This window comes from Synechococcus sp. Nb3U1 (genome assembly GCF_021533835.1).
Taxonomy (GTDB): domain Bacteria; phylum Cyanobacteriota; class Cyanobacteriia; order Thermostichales; family Thermostichaceae; genus Thermostichus.
In genome coordinates, this window is record NZ_JAKFYQ010000002.1 from 776,336 (window position 1) to 791,050 (window position 14,715).

The 14,715-nt window shown below is 49.6% G+C and carries 14 protein-coding genes; 11 read left to right on the top strand and 3 right to left on the bottom strand.

The window, feature by feature from the left end; translation table 11 throughout:
* Nucleotides 1–3: 3 nt before the first annotated feature.
* From L1047_RS14205 to L1047_RS14250, 11 genes are all read left to right on the top strand, one after another.
* Nucleotides 4–459 (top strand): Holliday junction resolvase RuvX, encoded by a 456-nt coding sequence (locus L1047_RS14205; protein ID WP_235279607.1) that lies wholly within the window; start codon nt 4–6, stop codon nt 457–459.
* On the top strand, nt 440–1,570 hold the full coding sequence (locus L1047_RS14210) for an extracellular solute-binding protein (protein WP_235279608.1): 1,131 nt from the start codon (nt 440–442) through the stop codon (nt 1,568–1,570). Before L1047_RS14205 ends, L1047_RS14210 begins: the two co-directional genes overlap by 20 nt.
* Nucleotides 1,571–1,803: 233 nt before the next feature.
* Nucleotides 1,804–2,145, top strand: a complete 342-nt coding sequence (locus L1047_RS14215; protein WP_235279609.1) for a Nif11-like leader peptide family natural product precursor — start codon at nt 1,804–1,806, stop codon at nt 2,143–2,145.
* A gap of 600 nt (nt 2,146–2,745) precedes the next feature.
* Nucleotides 2,746–2,922 carry a class IIb bacteriocin, lactobin A/cerein 7B family gene (locus L1047_RS16820; protein WP_443081720.1) on the top strand — a complete coding sequence of 59 codons (177 nt, stop codon included), beginning with the start codon at nt 2,746–2,748 and terminating at the stop codon, nt 2,920–2,922.
* A 109-nt stretch (nt 2,923–3,031) separates the two neighbouring features.
* Nucleotides 3,032–4,036: an ornithine carbamoyltransferase gene (locus L1047_RS14220; RefSeq protein ID WP_235279610.1), complete on the top strand. Its 1,005-nt coding sequence runs from the start codon at nt 3,032–3,034 to the stop codon at nt 4,034–4,036.
* 226 nt (nt 4,037–4,262) lie between these two features.
* Complete coding sequence (locus L1047_RS14225) at nt 4,263–5,543, top strand: hypothetical protein (protein ID WP_235279611.1); 1,281 nt, start codon at nt 4,263–4,265, stop codon at nt 5,541–5,543.
* Between the two features lie 38 nt (nt 5,544–5,581).
* The gene (locus L1047_RS14230) at nt 5,582–6,229 is read left to right on the top strand and encodes a hypothetical protein (RefSeq protein ID WP_235279612.1); all 648 of its coding nucleotides are present in this window, start codon (nt 5,582–5,584) and stop codon (nt 6,227–6,229) included.
* Nucleotides 6,226–7,233 carry a D-alanine--D-alanine ligase family protein gene (locus tag L1047_RS14235; RefSeq protein ID WP_235279613.1) on the top strand — a complete coding sequence of 336 codons (1,008 nt, stop codon included), beginning with the start codon at nt 6,226–6,228 and terminating at the stop codon, nt 7,231–7,233. Before L1047_RS14230 ends, L1047_RS14235 begins: the two co-directional genes overlap by 4 nt.
* Nucleotides 7,234–7,322: 89 nt before the next feature.
* Complete coding sequence (locus L1047_RS14240; protein WP_235279614.1) at nt 7,323–8,408, top strand: hypothetical protein; 1,086 nt, start codon at nt 7,323–7,325, stop codon at nt 8,406–8,408.
* A gap of 230 nt (nt 8,409–8,638) precedes the next feature.
* Nucleotides 8,639–9,232: a hypothetical protein gene (locus tag L1047_RS14245; protein ID WP_235279615.1), complete on the top strand. Its 594-nt coding sequence runs from the start codon at nt 8,639–8,641 to the stop codon at nt 9,230–9,232.
* 157 nt (nt 9,233–9,389) lie between these two features.
* Nucleotides 9,390–10,928: a S10 family peptidase gene (locus tag L1047_RS14250; RefSeq protein ID WP_235279616.1), complete on the top strand. Its 1,539-nt coding sequence runs from the start codon at nt 9,390–9,392 to the stop codon at nt 10,926–10,928.
* Between the two features lie 20 nt (nt 10,929–10,948).
* Here the strand turns inward: L1047_RS14250 and L1047_RS14255 are convergent, their stop codons facing one another.
* From L1047_RS14255 to L1047_RS14265, 3 genes are read right to left on the bottom strand one after another with little or no spacing between them, the layout of a single operon-like run.
* Nucleotides 10,949–11,737 carry a class I SAM-dependent methyltransferase family protein gene (locus L1047_RS14255; protein WP_235279617.1) on the bottom strand — a complete coding sequence of 263 codons (789 nt, stop codon included), beginning with the start codon at nt 11,735–11,737 and terminating at the stop codon, nt 10,949–10,951.
* Nucleotides 11,734–12,864, bottom strand: coding sequence for an aminotransferase class V-fold PLP-dependent enzyme (locus L1047_RS14260; RefSeq protein WP_235279618.1), 1,131 nt, complete (start codon nt 12,862–12,864; stop codon nt 11,734–11,736). Before L1047_RS14260 ends, L1047_RS14255 begins: the two co-directional genes overlap by 4 nt.
* The gene (locus tag L1047_RS14265; protein ID WP_235279619.1) at nt 12,824–14,452 is read right to left on the bottom strand and encodes a cysteine--tRNA ligase; all 1,629 of its coding nucleotides are present in this window, start codon (nt 14,450–14,452) and stop codon (nt 12,824–12,826) included. The genes L1047_RS14260 and L1047_RS14265 overlap by 41 nt, the downstream gene beginning before the upstream one ends.
* Nucleotides 14,453–14,715 lie beyond the last annotated feature (263 nt).

A 14,715-nucleotide genomic window follows, 5' to 3' on the forward strand; every position in this document is an offset into this window, starting at 1 on the left:
ACCATGTCCTACTCCAATGCATCTATCCCGTCAGCCTTATCCCAAGTGGGGGTGGTTATCGGCTTTGATCCGGGGCGGGACAAATGTGGAATTGCGGTTGTGCAGGTGCTATCGGAGCTTAAAGTCCTACACCGGGAGGTGATTGCCTCCTCAGTAGCATTGGCCAAACTGCAAACCCTCTGGCAACACTTTCAGGCAGAGCGGGTGATCCTGGGCAACCAAACAACGGCCCAAACCTGGAAACATCAACTGGAATCGATCATCCCCCCGCAACAGATCATCCTTGTGGATGAACGGCATAGCTCTCAAGAGGCCCGTCAGCGCTACTGGGATTTTTATCCACCCCAAGGATGGGATCGCCTCCTGCCCAAAGGGCTGCGGGTACCGGCCAACGCTTACGATGATCTGGTGGCTTTGATTCTGGTGGAGCGGTACTGTCGTGGAGCATCTGAGGGTTAGCCGACGTGAACTCTTGCACGGGATCCTGCTCGGGTTGGTGCTGGCGGGGTGTGGTGGCCCGAATCCGAATGTGCCTCTGATCTTGGCGCTGAAACAATCGATTCCCGGCAGTCTGCTCAACGAGTTCCGCCGCAGTACAACCGCTCGGTTTCAGGTGCAGCTCTTGGATGAACGGGCACAGCTATTGGCTAATTTGCGGCGAAGAGTTCAGCCTTCAACCCCCGCTTGGTGGGATCCCTTGGGTTGGTTTCAACCTCGGCAACCTAGGGTTGCTCTATCCTTGCTGGGGGCAGACGGGTTGGATCGGGCCATCGTCTCCGGTTGGTTGGATCCCTTACCCGAAGACCTTTTGGGGGAAAAGTGGGTAGATTTGGATCCCCGTTGGCGGCAGGCGGTACAACGAGAGGAGAACATTTGGGGCGTCCCCTGGCGCTGGGGAGTAACGGCTATAGCCTACCGTCGGGATCGGGTTATAGAACCCATTCGAGATTGGGCCGACCTGTGGAGATCCGATTTAACGGGCAAAATTACTCTGCCGGATCATCCGCGGGAAGTGATTGGCCTAACCCTAAAAAAGCTGGGGCGTTCCTACAACGATCCCCTCAACCCAGAGGATGCTGAGCTCCGGCAAGAATTGGGATCCCTGCACCGTCAGGTTTTGGCTTATACCTCCTCTGAGTACCTGCCCATCTTGCGCATTGCCGATAGCTGGGTGGCGGTCGGTTGGTCGCAGGATCTCTACAGCACCCAAGCCAGTTATCCCGAATTGGAGGTGGTGATCCCGGCTTCTGGCTCAGCCCTATGGTGGGATGCGTGGGTACGCCCCCATGCCCTAGAAACCGAAGGACTGGAATCTCTGGATTTGGGATCCCTTTTCGTGGATTGGTTTAATTTCTTGCTAGATCCTGAGTTGGCCCCCCGTTGGGTGAATTTGAGTGGGATCCCTTCTGTATTGCCAATGGATCCGGCCCAGTTGTCTCCCCGCTTGCAACAAAGAGAGGACTTTCAGCCTGCCACTTGGCAGCAGTCTGAAATTTGGCGACCTCTTTCCACCTCTGCAGTGGCATCTTATCTTAACTTGTGGGATCAGATGCGTCAGGGGCTGCTGTAGTTGATAGAGATAGATCATTCTTTGGAGAGACACGGTTGAATAAGGCACTTTTCATACACCTTTCACAAAACCAGATCAATTTCTCTTCGTGATTCACTCTTCGCGATTTACTAACAGCAATAGACTAAACTGTTTAGCTAAATGGAATCATCTATGCTCCTCAGTACTAGAACTAAGCAACAGAACATGCTAGGTTCAAAGAACTCACTGAATTAGGATAGAAGAGGGCAACCATGAGTGCACAGGCAGTCACAGAATTCTTAGCAAAAGTCACAGAGAATGAAGATTTGATGAAAGAGGTCATTCAGGTGCTGGATGCAGAAGACGACCGGGAGGCGGTGGCTTCCTTGGCTGCTCAGAAAGGATTTGAGTTCACCTCAGAGGAGCTTTGGGCAGAGGTATATCGTCGTCAAGCAGAGTTCTCTCGTCGTCAGGATTTAGGCGAACTGACGGATGAAGAACTAGAGGCCATTGCTGGAGGGGAGATGTTGGTGGCAACCGCCCTAACAGTTGGTTTGGCAACGGCATTGGGCAGCGCGATTAGCATAGCCATTGCTCCTAAGGTGAAGTGGTAAGGCTCATTTTTTGGGGATTGTATTCGCAATATCTACTAGGCGGACAAAGATTGATTCCAGAAAACAGAAATACAGATTACAAATTCAAGATCTCCATATTACTCCTGATGAACTTCGGAAGAAGGTGAAAAGCCACCGGCAGGAACTTGCTCACCGTCCAGATATAGGCGAATTGAGTGAGGGTTGACCCCTCTACTGCCCATACAATCTTCATATATCTGCCTCACCCACTTGAGTGGAATCAAAGGGAATCCGTCTATTTTTAGATTGGCATCTATTAAGGCTATATCTTTATTCTAGGCTAAGGAAAAGAATCCAGGCAGAAATCAACTATCTCCTAGCGGTTTATGGCCGACTCAACATTCATTTGTTTGCCTGGCGGCATATGCGGACAATGGTACTAATCTATTCCGAATACAATCCTTAATTTAACTTAGTCAAGATAAACATCAATAGATTATGATGACGTGATAGCATTATTGCGCTCATTTATTTCGGTGCTACGTCCATTTACTTCGGTGATATTATGAGTATACAAGCTGCACAGATCTTGCCATTTCGAAGGGGTTTGACCTGACGCCTGATGAGCTTTGGGAGGAAGTGCAGAGACGGCAGGCAGAGACTCCCACTAATGAATTAACTGATGAGGAGTTAGAGTCTGTGGCAGGTGGAGAAGTTAAGGTGTCTCTTACAATTGCTATTGTCTCTGCGACAGTGGGCGCAACAGCAAGTGTAGTGACAGGCTGGGTTCCAAAACCTCCAAAACCAAAATGGTAAACCTAAATGCCAGATGACTAACCAGATGACTGAGTGTTTGCTCGTTTCTGAGAAGAAGAGTAGAGTTGTGCTGGTGTTATAACAACTCTGCTCTTTTTTGTATTGTTAAATGCTTAAACATTGGATTAGCCTACTAGATTGGGATCCTGGATCCCTGCAGGGAATCCTCAGGCTAGGTATAGAAGCGTTCGAACAAGCTCAACAAGGTTTGGTTGATGAGAATTATAAGGATCTTGCAAACAAGCCAACCCGAGTTGCATTCCTCTCCCAAAAAGCTTCTTTGCGAACCCGACTTAGCTTTGAGGTTGCGGTGAGCTTGCTAAGAGGGCAACTTATTCCCTTAAGTCTTGAGGAAATTGGCTGGGGCTATCGAGAGTCCATTCAGGATTTTGCAGCTACGCTAGGCCTTTTTGTGGATGCTGTTGTTATTCGTTTGCGGCACCATACAGAACTGCTCGAGTTAGCCCGCTGGTCTACCGTGCCTATCATCAATGCCATGACCGATTACTGTCATCCCTGTCAAACTCTGGCGGATGTGATGACCCTAGAGCAGGAATTTGGCAGTTATGCAGGCTTAAGGGTTGCATTCGTGGGGCATAGCGCTCAGGAGGTTTGTCGCTCATTAGCCTTTGCAGCCGCCAAGTTTGGGTTTCATCTGATGATCAGTAGCCCACCCGAATTTTGTCTTGACGCAGATTCCATCCAACTGGCCAACCAAGTTAACCATCATGAAGCCGTTACCCTCATAGGGGATCCCGTGCAAGCCGTAGAACAAGCTGATGCCATCTACACGGATTCTTGGATTCAAACAGGCTTGTTGGAGAAAGAAGTCGAATTCCGGCTCACAAAATTGGCTACTTATCAAGTCAACGAAGCACTCCTGATGCACGCTCCATCCCATGCTATCCTCCTGCACTGTATGCCTATGGAGAGAGGTAGAGAGATTACAGACTCTGTTGCGGAGGGATCCCAGTCAAGGATCCTAAAACAGGCCAAGAATCGAATTTATGCTCAGAAAGGGATTCTGTCATTCCTTCTCGGTAAACAGTTGGCGATACAGCCTTTTCCAGCGTCATCTGATACAGCAGATTCAGGTCAATCTTGTACCCCATAAGGTTTTTGTCTAGCTCAACAGCCTGTGTGAAGTCGGAACAGACCGTAACTGGGAATCATCTGTAGTTTCAGCAAAAGCAACCAGGTACAATAAGCATAATCGCCATTTCTCATTAGGAGTGATGGGTGATAGTACTATACAAAGGATTCATGAACCCTCAATGAAGATATCTGAAAGTCTAAGACAACTCTTCAAGGTCGAGGAGGCAGAGGTCAGGGTCGTCTTTATGATGACTTTAATTCTGTTGATAAACTCTATTGCCAGACAAATATCGGATGTCGTTGCCGTCAGCGGATTTCTCAGCACAGTAGGTTCCGATGCTATTTTAGTTGTCTGGCTAGTTGATATGTTTATCGTCATGCTGGTGACAGCAATTCAGTCTGTAGTGATTGATAAATACAATCGACTTCAGCTTTTAAGTTGGATGGTTTTTAGTTTTGCATTAATTCATATTTTATTAAGATTTTTATTCATTTTTGAAGGCGTGAGAGGGATTAACTACGGCTTACTGTTTCTCTTGTCTGAGCAGCAACAGCTTTTCTTCCCCATCATCTTTTGGGTTCTAGCCAATGATATTTTTAGCATGACCCAGTCGAAACGCTTGTTTCCTCCGATTGCATCTGGAGAGTTTGTCGGACAAATTTTAGGACTTGGAATTTCAGGAATTGCCCCAATACTTTTAACTAGAGTTGACTTGAAGACGGAGGAACTGCTTGTCTTCAATGGATTGCTTTATATGATCATTTTTATCTTTATAAAAGCAGGGTTGCATGGGGTTGAGATTAGACGAACCAGTAATAAGAAAGAGACTTTCCAGGAATCTCTCAGTGAGGGTTGGGAGTTCATCAAAGAAATTCCTGCATTTCGTTACATTATGTTTTCTATTATTGGAATTAATGTTGTTCTTACCATCTTTGAGTTCGATTTTCTTGGCATTACTAACCAAGCATTTCCTACTGTAGAAAGCTACCAGCAATTCTACAGCTTATTTAGACTAGGACTTATTCTCTCTGCCACTTTTATCCAAACCTTCTTAACCAGTCGCATATTGCAAGTCTTAAATCTAAAAAACGCCTTGCTGATCTTGCCGATCAACCAGTTGTTTGCCAGCCTGTGGATGATTCTTTCTAGAGGTCTGGTCAGTGGGATCGGAGGCTTTAGCCTATCCAAAATCTCGCAATTGACGATTAACGAAGCTGCTGGAAAATCGATCCAATCTCTTGTGCCTGAGGAACGCCGAGGTAGGGTTAGCTTGTTTATGGACAGCTACTTATTTGCAATTGGAACGATCATGGGATGTGTTATTTTAACGTTGATATGGGGATCCTCATTCTTTATTGAAACTGTCGATCATCGGCAAATCTATTTGATCTTAGCAGCCGTGGTCGGCGTAGCCAATGTTGGGTTCGTTTTGAAAATGCGGTCTACCTACGATAGCAGCTTACTTAACTGGCGACTGAAGCGTAGACAGAAAGGCAGGAGCGTTTTGGATCAACTGGATTTCTAGATGAGGTATGTCCAACCACAGGCTGAGATGGGGAATGAATGGTGAACTCTCATAATATCGAGATTGCCCACATCTATGTTGACAAGGAAAATCCTCAATTTCTGTCGGATGAGGTACTTTATCATATTCACTTTTCTGTAGATTACGCACGACGCTGGATCAAGGCCTATGACTTAATGCCGGAAGACTATTGTATTAGCGTATTAATTGACGATCGAGAACTTTACGAGAATGATCAAGATAGATTCCAAAGTTTTGTTCCTTTTGTGGCGACTATCGCCAGATATTTTGAGCTGGACTATGTCTGTTTTGAGAGCGAGCTGGATAGACTGCTGGGATCCACCCTAGAGCAACTCAGCCAGCCTGAAGTACTACAGGAGGATATTTTTAGAAGATATGGCGGAGTTCTACAATGCTCTCACTACGTCGGCATTTGGCATCTGATGAGGCTGGGATCCCTGCCTCTGATGAACTTGGCTATTCCTGTGTCTCAACGAGCTCAGTTGGGAAAATGTAGCTTCGCTGCCGAAACGGCGGTGTCTATTTTGGGAGAGGAATACCGTAGTGCCGAGCGTTCCGCCCATCGTAAGATTCTTTCCCGTTGCTGGGATCCTAAGATTACTCAGCGTATCAAGCATAGCTACTACCCTTCCTATGCTCTCGCAGGCGAGCGGAAATTCTCATGAAAATTGGTCTTACCTACGACTTGCGTCCCTTGGATCCGCCATCTCCAGATCTACCTGTGGATCATTACGCAGAATTTGATAGCTCTGAAACCTTGTATTTTTTAACTGAAGGATTGCAAGCACTGGGCTTCGAGGTTGAGCGGATCGGTAACCTTTTAGCCCTACTAGAGCGACTTCATTCAAATCTGCTTTCTGTAGATTTAATCTTTAATATAGCCGAAGGGCTATGGGGTCGAGGACGAGAAGCTCTCATCCCAGCTCTATTGGAAGCCTACCGGATTCCTTATGTGGGATCGGATCCCCTGACACTCTCTCTTTGTTTAGATAAAGCCATGACCAAACAAGTATGGAAAGGATGTAGTCTTCCTACAGCTTCCGCTTGGGTGGTACGAAGGGTCGAGGAATTGAGTCATTTATCAATTTCTGTCGATTATTTTCCCCTTTTTGTCAAACCTTGTCATGAGGGATCCTCAAAAGGTATTGATAGTCAGCGCTCTGTGATCTCAAGTTTTTTAGAGCTGCAAAGTCAGGTTGAATATTTGCTCAGGATTTATCAACAGCCTATTTTGATTGAAAAATTTTTATCAGGTCGGGAATTTACAGTTGGGATATTGGGTACAGGGGAGAATACCCGCGTCTTGGGAATCACGGAAATTACTGAGGTCGCTCTCTATGGAGCTAGTGGGTATCGAGAGAAGGAAGAATGGGAGAGCCTAGCACCTGATACCTATCTTCCCTTGGGGCCAAGCCTGTTGTGGGATGAACTTGCCAAGGTAGCTCTTGCCGCATACCAAGCTGTAGAATGTAGAGATTTGGGTCGTGTCGATATTCGGCTAGATGCAGAGGGGAACCCTAACCTTCTGGAGATTAATCCATTGCCCGGTCTGAATCCGAAGCATTGTGCCCTGCCAATCATCGCCCAGCAACAGGGGCTTTCCTACCCGGATCTCTTGGGTCAGATTTTGGACTCCTACCTGAGTCGTGAGAAGATCTTATGCAAATAAAAAGTTTTTATGCAAGCCTAAACCGATAAGATAGAATATACAGTCAGACTTTTAGAATCTAATCAGACTAGAATCAGACTAGGGATCCCATGTTGACTCAAGCCCTAAACTCAAAAGTCGTATCCCAGAGAAAAAGGAAGCGGCCTTTTCTAAGCTTGCGCTTTAAACTTCTATTTGGATTTACTTTAACCTTTAGCTGTGTTTTTGCGGGAGCCTATTATTGGTTTTACCGATACTCTACTTCAACAGCATTGAGTCGAATTAAAGAAGAGTTGATCTGGACTTTAGAAGGAGCTTCTGCCGAGATTGATGGAGATGCTCTACTCACCCTCAAAAAAGAGGCTAAGCCTCGCGAAGATGGCTACACAGACGATCCACGCTATTGGGAGCATGTACGGTTTCTAGCTTCTCTGAAGGCGATCAATCCTGAGGTGCTTGCCTACACTTACCTTCCAGGAGACTCTCCCAACGAGGTGATTTTTATCGGTAGTAGCTCTGCTCTGCAGGATCCCCCATTTGGAGCTAAGTTTCTCGAGCGGTTCGTCAGTTCTGGTGATGAGAACTCCCTCATTAGTGGTTTGGAAAAACTGAGCATTTATCTAGAACCCTACACAGATGAGTTCGGCTATTGGGTTTCTGGTTGGATTCCAGTGAAAAATGCTAAAGGAGAAAATGTAGGAGGTTTGGGCATTGATTATCGAGCAGATTATGTGATCCGTGTGCAGCAAGGGATCCGGGATAGCATCCTAGTTGCCTTCGTTTCTACCTATGGTGGGCTGTTTATTTTGGTGTTTATCTTCTCTTCTTTATTCAGCCGTCCTCTGCAGGTGCTAGCCAAGGCCGCTGAGGATGTACAGAAGGAAGACTATGACAGCTACATTCAGCAGTTGAAGCAACTGGAGCCTCGCAAAGGGCTGCCCAGTCTTCTGCCCACCGATGAGATTTCTACCCTCACAGATATTTTTGATCTGATGGTGCAGGATGTACGGAGCAGAGAGATCAAACTAAAACAACAAGTGGCAGAGCTCAAGATTGAGATTGATGAGGTGAAACGTCAGAACCAGGTGAAGGAAATTATCGATACAGACTTCTTCCAGTCATTGCAGGAAAAAGCAAGACGTTATCGCAATCGTATTTCAGCTGAGCAAAAGATTCCCAAGTCAGAAGAGCCTTGAAAAGCCATAGAGCCTACTGTTGAGGTAGAGAACATACCACTTCATTTCTCTTCTGCCCACAACCATCAGATTCGCTTTCTGGAGTGAGCTGCCTTTGGAGTTGAGTCTAGTCTACTAATATCCTTTGGAAACCTTTGGAAAGCTCGTAAGTTGCCAGCTTTCGCAAGCGGTGAGAGCCCCTTGCTGTCTAGAATAGAGGTAATGTCAGAGCGGATCAGGAGGATCTGAACATGAAGGCCATTCTTGTTGCAGCCTTGGTTGGCCTAGCCGGGATCCCTCTAGTTGCTCCCATGCCCACTGAAGCCCAGCAGCTCTTTGAACTGGGAGCCTATCGTCTACAGCAGGGGACGGTCATTCCCGTCGGCAGCCTCAACAGTGAAGCTCCGGAGTATTTCTACCCTGATACGGTTTACCCGTTACAGTTGGCGGTGACCCAGGGTATTTACGATGCCCAAGGTCGATTGGTCATCCCGGCGGGTAGTCGTATCTATGGCCAAATGGAACCGGCTCCTGGGGGATCCCGTTTTATAGGCACTTCAATTGTCATCGGTGGCCGCACCTATAGTTTGCGAGCTACTTCAAATATCATTCGCGATGAGAAGGATCCCCGTCAGTACTCGGGTGATGCCCTCGTTAGAGATGCTGCCATCGGTGCTGCTGCTGGGGCGGTGCTGGGGGCGTTGACCGGAGGGGTATCGGTAGGGAATGTGCTGGGTGGTGCTGCTGCTGGGGTGGTGATTGGCAATGTCACGGCTCCTCAAGTGGTGGTGTTGCGCCCAGGCCAGTCCTTGAATCTGACCCTGGAAGCTCCTCTTAATCTGTAGTCAATAGATCAATAATCAATAATCTGTAGAGCTAGAGCCGCCGTAGAGCCTCTGAAAATGAAAAAACGGGATCCCTTGCGGCGAATTCTCTTTTGAGAAGCTGCAAAGCCAGCTACCTATGATTCACTAGGGATCACGTCGCTGGTAGCTTGCCCCTATGGCTACAGAATCCAAGTCAACTCCCCCGATCTACTCCACAGAACATACGTTTAAGGCTAAGGGTGAGCCCTTGACCTACAAGGCTCTAGCGGGATGGCAAACCCTCTACGAGCGGGAAAAGCCCGTAGCAGAGATCTTCCATGTGGCCTATTTGAAGCAAGACTCTGATTCAGGATCCAGTTCGCCACACCGTCCCCTCACGTTTGTGTTCAACGGTGGGCCTGGGGCAGCCTCTGCCTATTTACACATGGGAGCACTGGGGCCAAGACGGATTCAATTTGGGCCGAACGGTAGTTTGCCGGCTTCCCCAGTGCGCTTGGTGGATAATGCCGAAAGTTGGTTGCCATTTTCAGACTTGGTGTTTATCGATCCTGTGGGAACAGGCTTTAGTCGAGCCTTGCCGAAAGACAAAGAGAATACTGACCCCAGTAAAGCCGGGGATCCCCCAAAAGAAGCAAGTCCAGAATCCGGTGGTAAGGCGGAGGATCCCCCCAAAGAAGCCCCCTTCTGGAATGTAGAGCGAGATTTAAAGTCTCTGGGGGAGTTCATTCAGGGATTTCTCTCGCGGCACAAACGCTGGCTATCGCCCATTTTTATTGCAGGCGAAAGTTATGGCGGGTTTCGGGTGGCACGGTTGGCCAAAGAGCTGCAATCAACGTTTGGGGTAGGGCTGTCGGGGGCGATCTTGATTTCCCCGGCCATAGAGTTCAGCCTCTTAGAGACCAGCGACTACAATCTCACCACTTGGGCAACGCTGTTTCCTTCCTATGTGGCTTCGGCAGCGCATCATGGTCTATCTAGCTGGGGTGAGGATCTATCCAGTTTGCTCCCCAGAGCGGAGACCTTTGCCCGACAGCGATTGCTACCCCTTCTGGCCATGGGAGAGGCGATGCCAGAAGCAGAACGCCAGGCTGTGTATCAAGACATGGCGGCAGGGATCGGCCTATCGGCAGAGTATATCGCCCAAAAAGGTGGGCGGATCGATATCAGCAGCTTTGCCCGGGAATTGTTGCGGCCTCAGCGACAGGTGGTGGGGCTGTACGATGCTTCTGTGACGGCGGTGGATCCCTTTCCGGATCGACCCACTTTCGAGGGATCCGACCCAACTCTAGATGGTTTGGATCGCTTGTTTACCGCTGCCATCAACAGCCACTTACGGGATACCTTACAGGTAAATACAGAGCTCACCTACCACCTGCTGAATTTTGAGGTGTTCAAAGCCTGGCAATTTAACCAAAAAGGTGAGTTTAAGCAGGGGTTTATCGGGGCGATGGACGAGTTGCGCACCAGCATGGCCCTCAACCCTCATATGCGGGTAAACATTCACCACGGCCTTTATGATCTGGTCACACCCTATTTTGCCTCCAATCACTTGGTGGATTTGATGAAGCTGGATCCGCGCCTGAAAGACAATTTGACCCTGAAACATTATCGGGGCGGGCACATGTTTTATACCTGGGATCCCTCGCGGTTGGAGTGGTTTGCGGCGATGCAGCAGCTATATCGCGAGGCTGTTCCTCCTGAGCTGAGGTACTGAAGCCAATTGAACTGAGCAACTCAAACCGAGTCCGGCTGAAAGAGTAGAGTGCCGACTGCAAAAAAGGCGTTGCGCTCCAGCTTTTCTAGTTTCCAGCCCAAAGGTTTGGCCCATGCAAGCAAAGTTTCGGCAGGACGGGGCACCAGTTCCCAGGGTTTTTGATGGAGATCCACAAATACCTGCTGCAGCATTTTTAGGTTGGGATGGCTTTCTTGGATGGTGAATATCCAACGGGATCCCGGTTCTACTACCGCACTGCCATTCTTGAGAACCAGTTGGATTTGTTCCTCTTGGGTGAGGATGTCGAAAAAACCCGAGGCTACCAAAATATCGGCCCGCTCGGAAGCAAATTCCTTGGGTTCAAAGGCATTGTTGCGTCGAAATTGGATGTCGGGGCGGTTCAGTTGGCTGGCTTTCGCTTGTCCCTGTTGCACAGCTTCCGGTTCGTAATCTCCGGCGATGATTGTGGCCCGGTTGGGAGGTAGAGCGAACAGGTAGGATCCCACCCCAGCGGCCAAGTCGAAGATCAAAGGTTGGTGGTAATGGCCCATGGCCTCGGTGAGTTGCTGGATCAGCATTTGTCGGCGGGAACGTACCCCATCCCAAACCGGATGCGAGATGAAAAGACGGTCGAACCAAACTCCCAATGGAGTGATGCCACGAGGGTGATTTTCGTAGATGTATTCCAGCATCACCCCGGAGTCAAAGCCGGTGCGCCAGCCCAGCCGGATCCCTTCGCTCAGTTGCCCGATGGTGCGCAGCAAAAGCCGAAAAAGGGCATAGCCAATTCGCTCCAGAATATCGGTCATGGTTGAAGATCCCTTTGGGCTTGCCCTTCTACTCGACAATCCCACAGCCAGTCTACAGCCCAGTTCAGCTCCCGTTGAGCGTTAAAAATATGGGGGGACAAGCGCACGTATTCTCCCCGCTGGGCGGTGATGATCCGCCGCCGGTAGCCAGACTGCACAATCGCCTCCGCCCGAACGGATCCCGGTGCAAAAGAGAGGATCCCGGACCAGCGCTTTGGGCAAGAGACCACCGGCCAGCCCATTTCCAGCAGCCGTTCGTGCAGAAAATCCCGCCGTTGCTTCACTCCTGCTGTGACAGCCTCCCACCCGATGTGCTCCAGGGTTTTGAGGTTGGTTTCAAAGCGGGCCAAGGCTGGAGGGGTGATCCAGCCCAGCTCCCATCCTCGGGCCGTCGGGTCGATCCCCAAGTTCAAATCGGGGGGGTGTTGGAGTCCTAGCCATGTGGGCATCGGGGGATCCAGTTCCTGTAAAACCCGTTGGCTCACCACCAGCAGAGCCAGACCTAACCCCGAGGCCAGCCATTTTTGCGTACCGGCACACCAGAAGTCCACCTCGGGGATCCAGCTGGGTTTGACCCCAGCAGATTGAATAGCATCCACACAACTCCAGATCCCCTGTGCCCGTGCCCGCCGTACCACCTGCTGCCAAGGTTGTTCGATGCCGGTGGAGTAGTCAACCGTCGAAAGACTGACCATGCGCACTTTCTCCGGCCAGGGATCCTCCCAATTCGAGACTGGGATCCCTTCGGCTCCAAAGCGGCTTAAGCGTTGCCAGGGCAAGATGTTGGCCGGAAAGTCCGATTGAGCGTATAGAACTTGATCGCTGGGCTGCCAAGCGAGCGCCAACGATGCGATGTAAAGAGCTGCACTGGTGGAGGGCAAGAAAGCCACCTGCTCCGGCTGACACCCTAACCAATTGGCCACCCGTTCTCGCAAAGCTTGAACCCGTCGGAACCAGCCGGGTAGCTGTGTATTTCCCAGAAGCTCCGGAGCAAAGAGACTGCGCAAATAACTGCGGGGAGTGAGGGGAGCCAGTCCAGCCCAGTTGAGATAGGTCAGCAGCAATGGGATCCCTCTTCGGCAAGGGTTAGGTATATCTCGATTCTTGAAGCCAGCGGGTGGTGCCATCCTTTTGATCGACCAGAGTAATGCCCAGAGTTTTCAAGTGCTCCCGAATCCGATCCGCCTCTGAAAAGTTTTTTGCTTTGCGGGCTGCCAAGCGTTGTGCGATCAGATCCTCAACATCTTCTGGGCGTAAAGATTCTCTCCTGCTCCCCGATAGCTCTGCTGGGTCCGACTGCTGTGGATGGGCATCTTCCACCACAAATCCTAAAGTCCCCAGAACCTCCAGCAGAGCCACACTTTTCTGCCTCAGCACCTCCGCTTCCAGATGGGTTTGACCTTGGTGGGTCAATAGGTTGTGTTCGCGGGTGAGTTCTTTGGCCAATTCAAAAGCGATAGCCAGGGCGCCAGGGGTACCGAAATCATCGTCCATAGTAGATTCAAAGGCTTGTATTGCCCCAGCCTCTGGGGATTCCAGTGATCCGGAACCCTGCTTGAGGAACTGGTGCGCGGCTTGGATCCCTTTATGGAGGGTGTCCCAACCGTGGCTAGCAGCCTGCATTGCTGCATCCGTGAGGTCGATCGGGCTACGGTAGTGGGTCTGCAAAAGAAATAGACGCAGAGCCATGGGATCGTAAACGGTGAGGGCTTGCCGGAGGGTAGTGAAGTTGCCCAAAGATTTGGACATTTTCTCGCCATTGATGTTGAGAAAGCCGTTGTGTAGCCAGTATTTGGCCATGGGCTTGCCGGTGATTGGCTCCGATTGGGCGAGTTCATTCTCGTGGTGAGGAAAGATCAGGTCAGCGCCCCCAGCGTGGATGTCGATGTGTTCCCCCAGGGTTTCTCGCACCATAGCCGAGCATTCGATGTGCCAGCCCGGCCTCCCCCAACCCCAAGGGGATTCAAACCCCGGCTCTGTGAGGGGAGCCGCCTTCCAAAGGGCAAAGTCAAAGGGATCCCGTTTGTCAGCGCTTTCTTCTCCCACCCGACCACTGGCCCCAGCTTCCATATCCTGCAACTTTCGCCCAGAGAGTTGACCATAATCCGAGAATTTACGGACAGAATAATAGACATCGTAGGCCAGCTTCTCAGGCCAATCAGCTGTGGGTGAATCCGCTGCTGGAACAGAAGAAAATTTGGACTCTTTTTTAGACTCTTTGGGTATGGGATCCCGTACCCGGTAGGCAAAGCCTTTGAGCTCCAAAGATTGGATTAATTCGAACATTGCCTGTAAGGATTGAGTTGCTCTTGGATAAAGATCAGCTCGCTTGATATTAAGGCGATCCATATCCTGAAAGTATTCTGCGATAAAGCGTTCTGCCACTGATTGCATCGATTCTCCGCGTTCTAAAGCTCGCTTGAGAATTTTGTCATCCACATCTGTAAAATTCTGTACATACTGCACTCGATACCCACGCCATTCCAGATAGCGACGCACCACATCCCAGACCACATAAGTGCGGGCATGGCCGAGATGGCAGAAATCGTAAACGGTGACCCCACAGACGTACATGCGCACCCGTGGTTTTTCTGGGGAAGACAGGTTTGCCGTGCCCCTCAGATCAGAGGTGGAAGCGGGCAGAAATCCACTCTGCAAAAGCGGAAGAAACGCTTCCTTGCGGCGGGTAAGTGTGTTGTAGACAACCAAACTCATTGGAATCCTTGGTTTGTAGTTTCAGCTACAGCAAAATTGGTTTTGTGTTCCCAGAAAATACAGTGGTGTGTTCTGTCCGACATCGGATAAGAGTTCCAAAAATCCTGCATAGAAAACGGCTAGGATCATTGCAGGATAAGCGTTATAGCTGAAATCATCTGCGAAGACTTGTCTAGATTTGTTAACTACGGTACTCTAACCTGAGTGCGAATTGACCTGTTCATTATCGAACTCCCCTTATCCCTGGCGACCTTGGCAGTGCT

Bases quoted from the DNA above. Each gene is read 5' to 3' on its own strand.
- L1047_RS14215 (WP_235279609.1), top strand. From the start codon at position 1,804: ATGAGTGCACAGGCAGTCACAGAATTCTTAGCAAAAGTCACAGAGAAT.
- L1047_RS14235 (WP_235279613.1), top strand. From the start codon at position 6,226: ATGAAAATTGGTCTTACCTACGACTTGCGTCCCTTGGATCCGCCATCT.
- L1047_RS14225 (WP_235279611.1), top strand. From the start codon at position 4,263: ATGATGACTTTAATTCTGTTGATAAACTCTATTGCCAGACAAATATCG.
- L1047_RS14265 (WP_235279619.1), bottom strand. From the start codon at position 14,452: ATGAGTTTGGTTGTCTACAACACACTTACCCGCCGCAAGGAAGCGTTT.
- L1047_RS14245 (WP_235279615.1), top strand. From the start codon at position 8,639: ATGAAGGCCATTCTTGTTGCAGCCTTGGTTGGCCTAGCCGGGATCCCT.
- L1047_RS14260 (WP_235279618.1), bottom strand. From the start codon at position 12,864: ATGGCACCACCCGCTGGCTTCAAGAATCGAGATATACCTAACCCTTGC.
- L1047_RS14205 (WP_235279607.1), top strand. From the start codon at position 4: ATGTCCTACTCCAATGCATCTATCCCGTCAGCCTTATCCCAAGTGGGG.
- L1047_RS14240 (WP_235279614.1), top strand. From the start codon at position 7,323: ATGTTGACTCAAGCCCTAAACTCAAAAGTCGTATCCCAGAGAAAAAGG.
- L1047_RS14220 (WP_235279610.1), top strand. From the start codon at position 3,032: ATGCTTAAACATTGGATTAGCCTACTAGATTGGGATCCTGGATCCCTG.
- L1047_RS14250 (WP_235279616.1), top strand. From the start codon at position 9,390: ATGGCTACAGAATCCAAGTCAACTCCCCCGATCTACTCCACAGAACAT.
- L1047_RS14255 (WP_235279617.1), bottom strand. From the start codon at position 11,737: ATGACCGATATTCTGGAGCGAATTGGCTATGCCCTTTTTCGGCTTTTG.
- L1047_RS14230 (WP_235279612.1), top strand. From the start codon at position 5,582: ATGGTGAACTCTCATAATATCGAGATTGCCCACATCTATGTTGACAAG.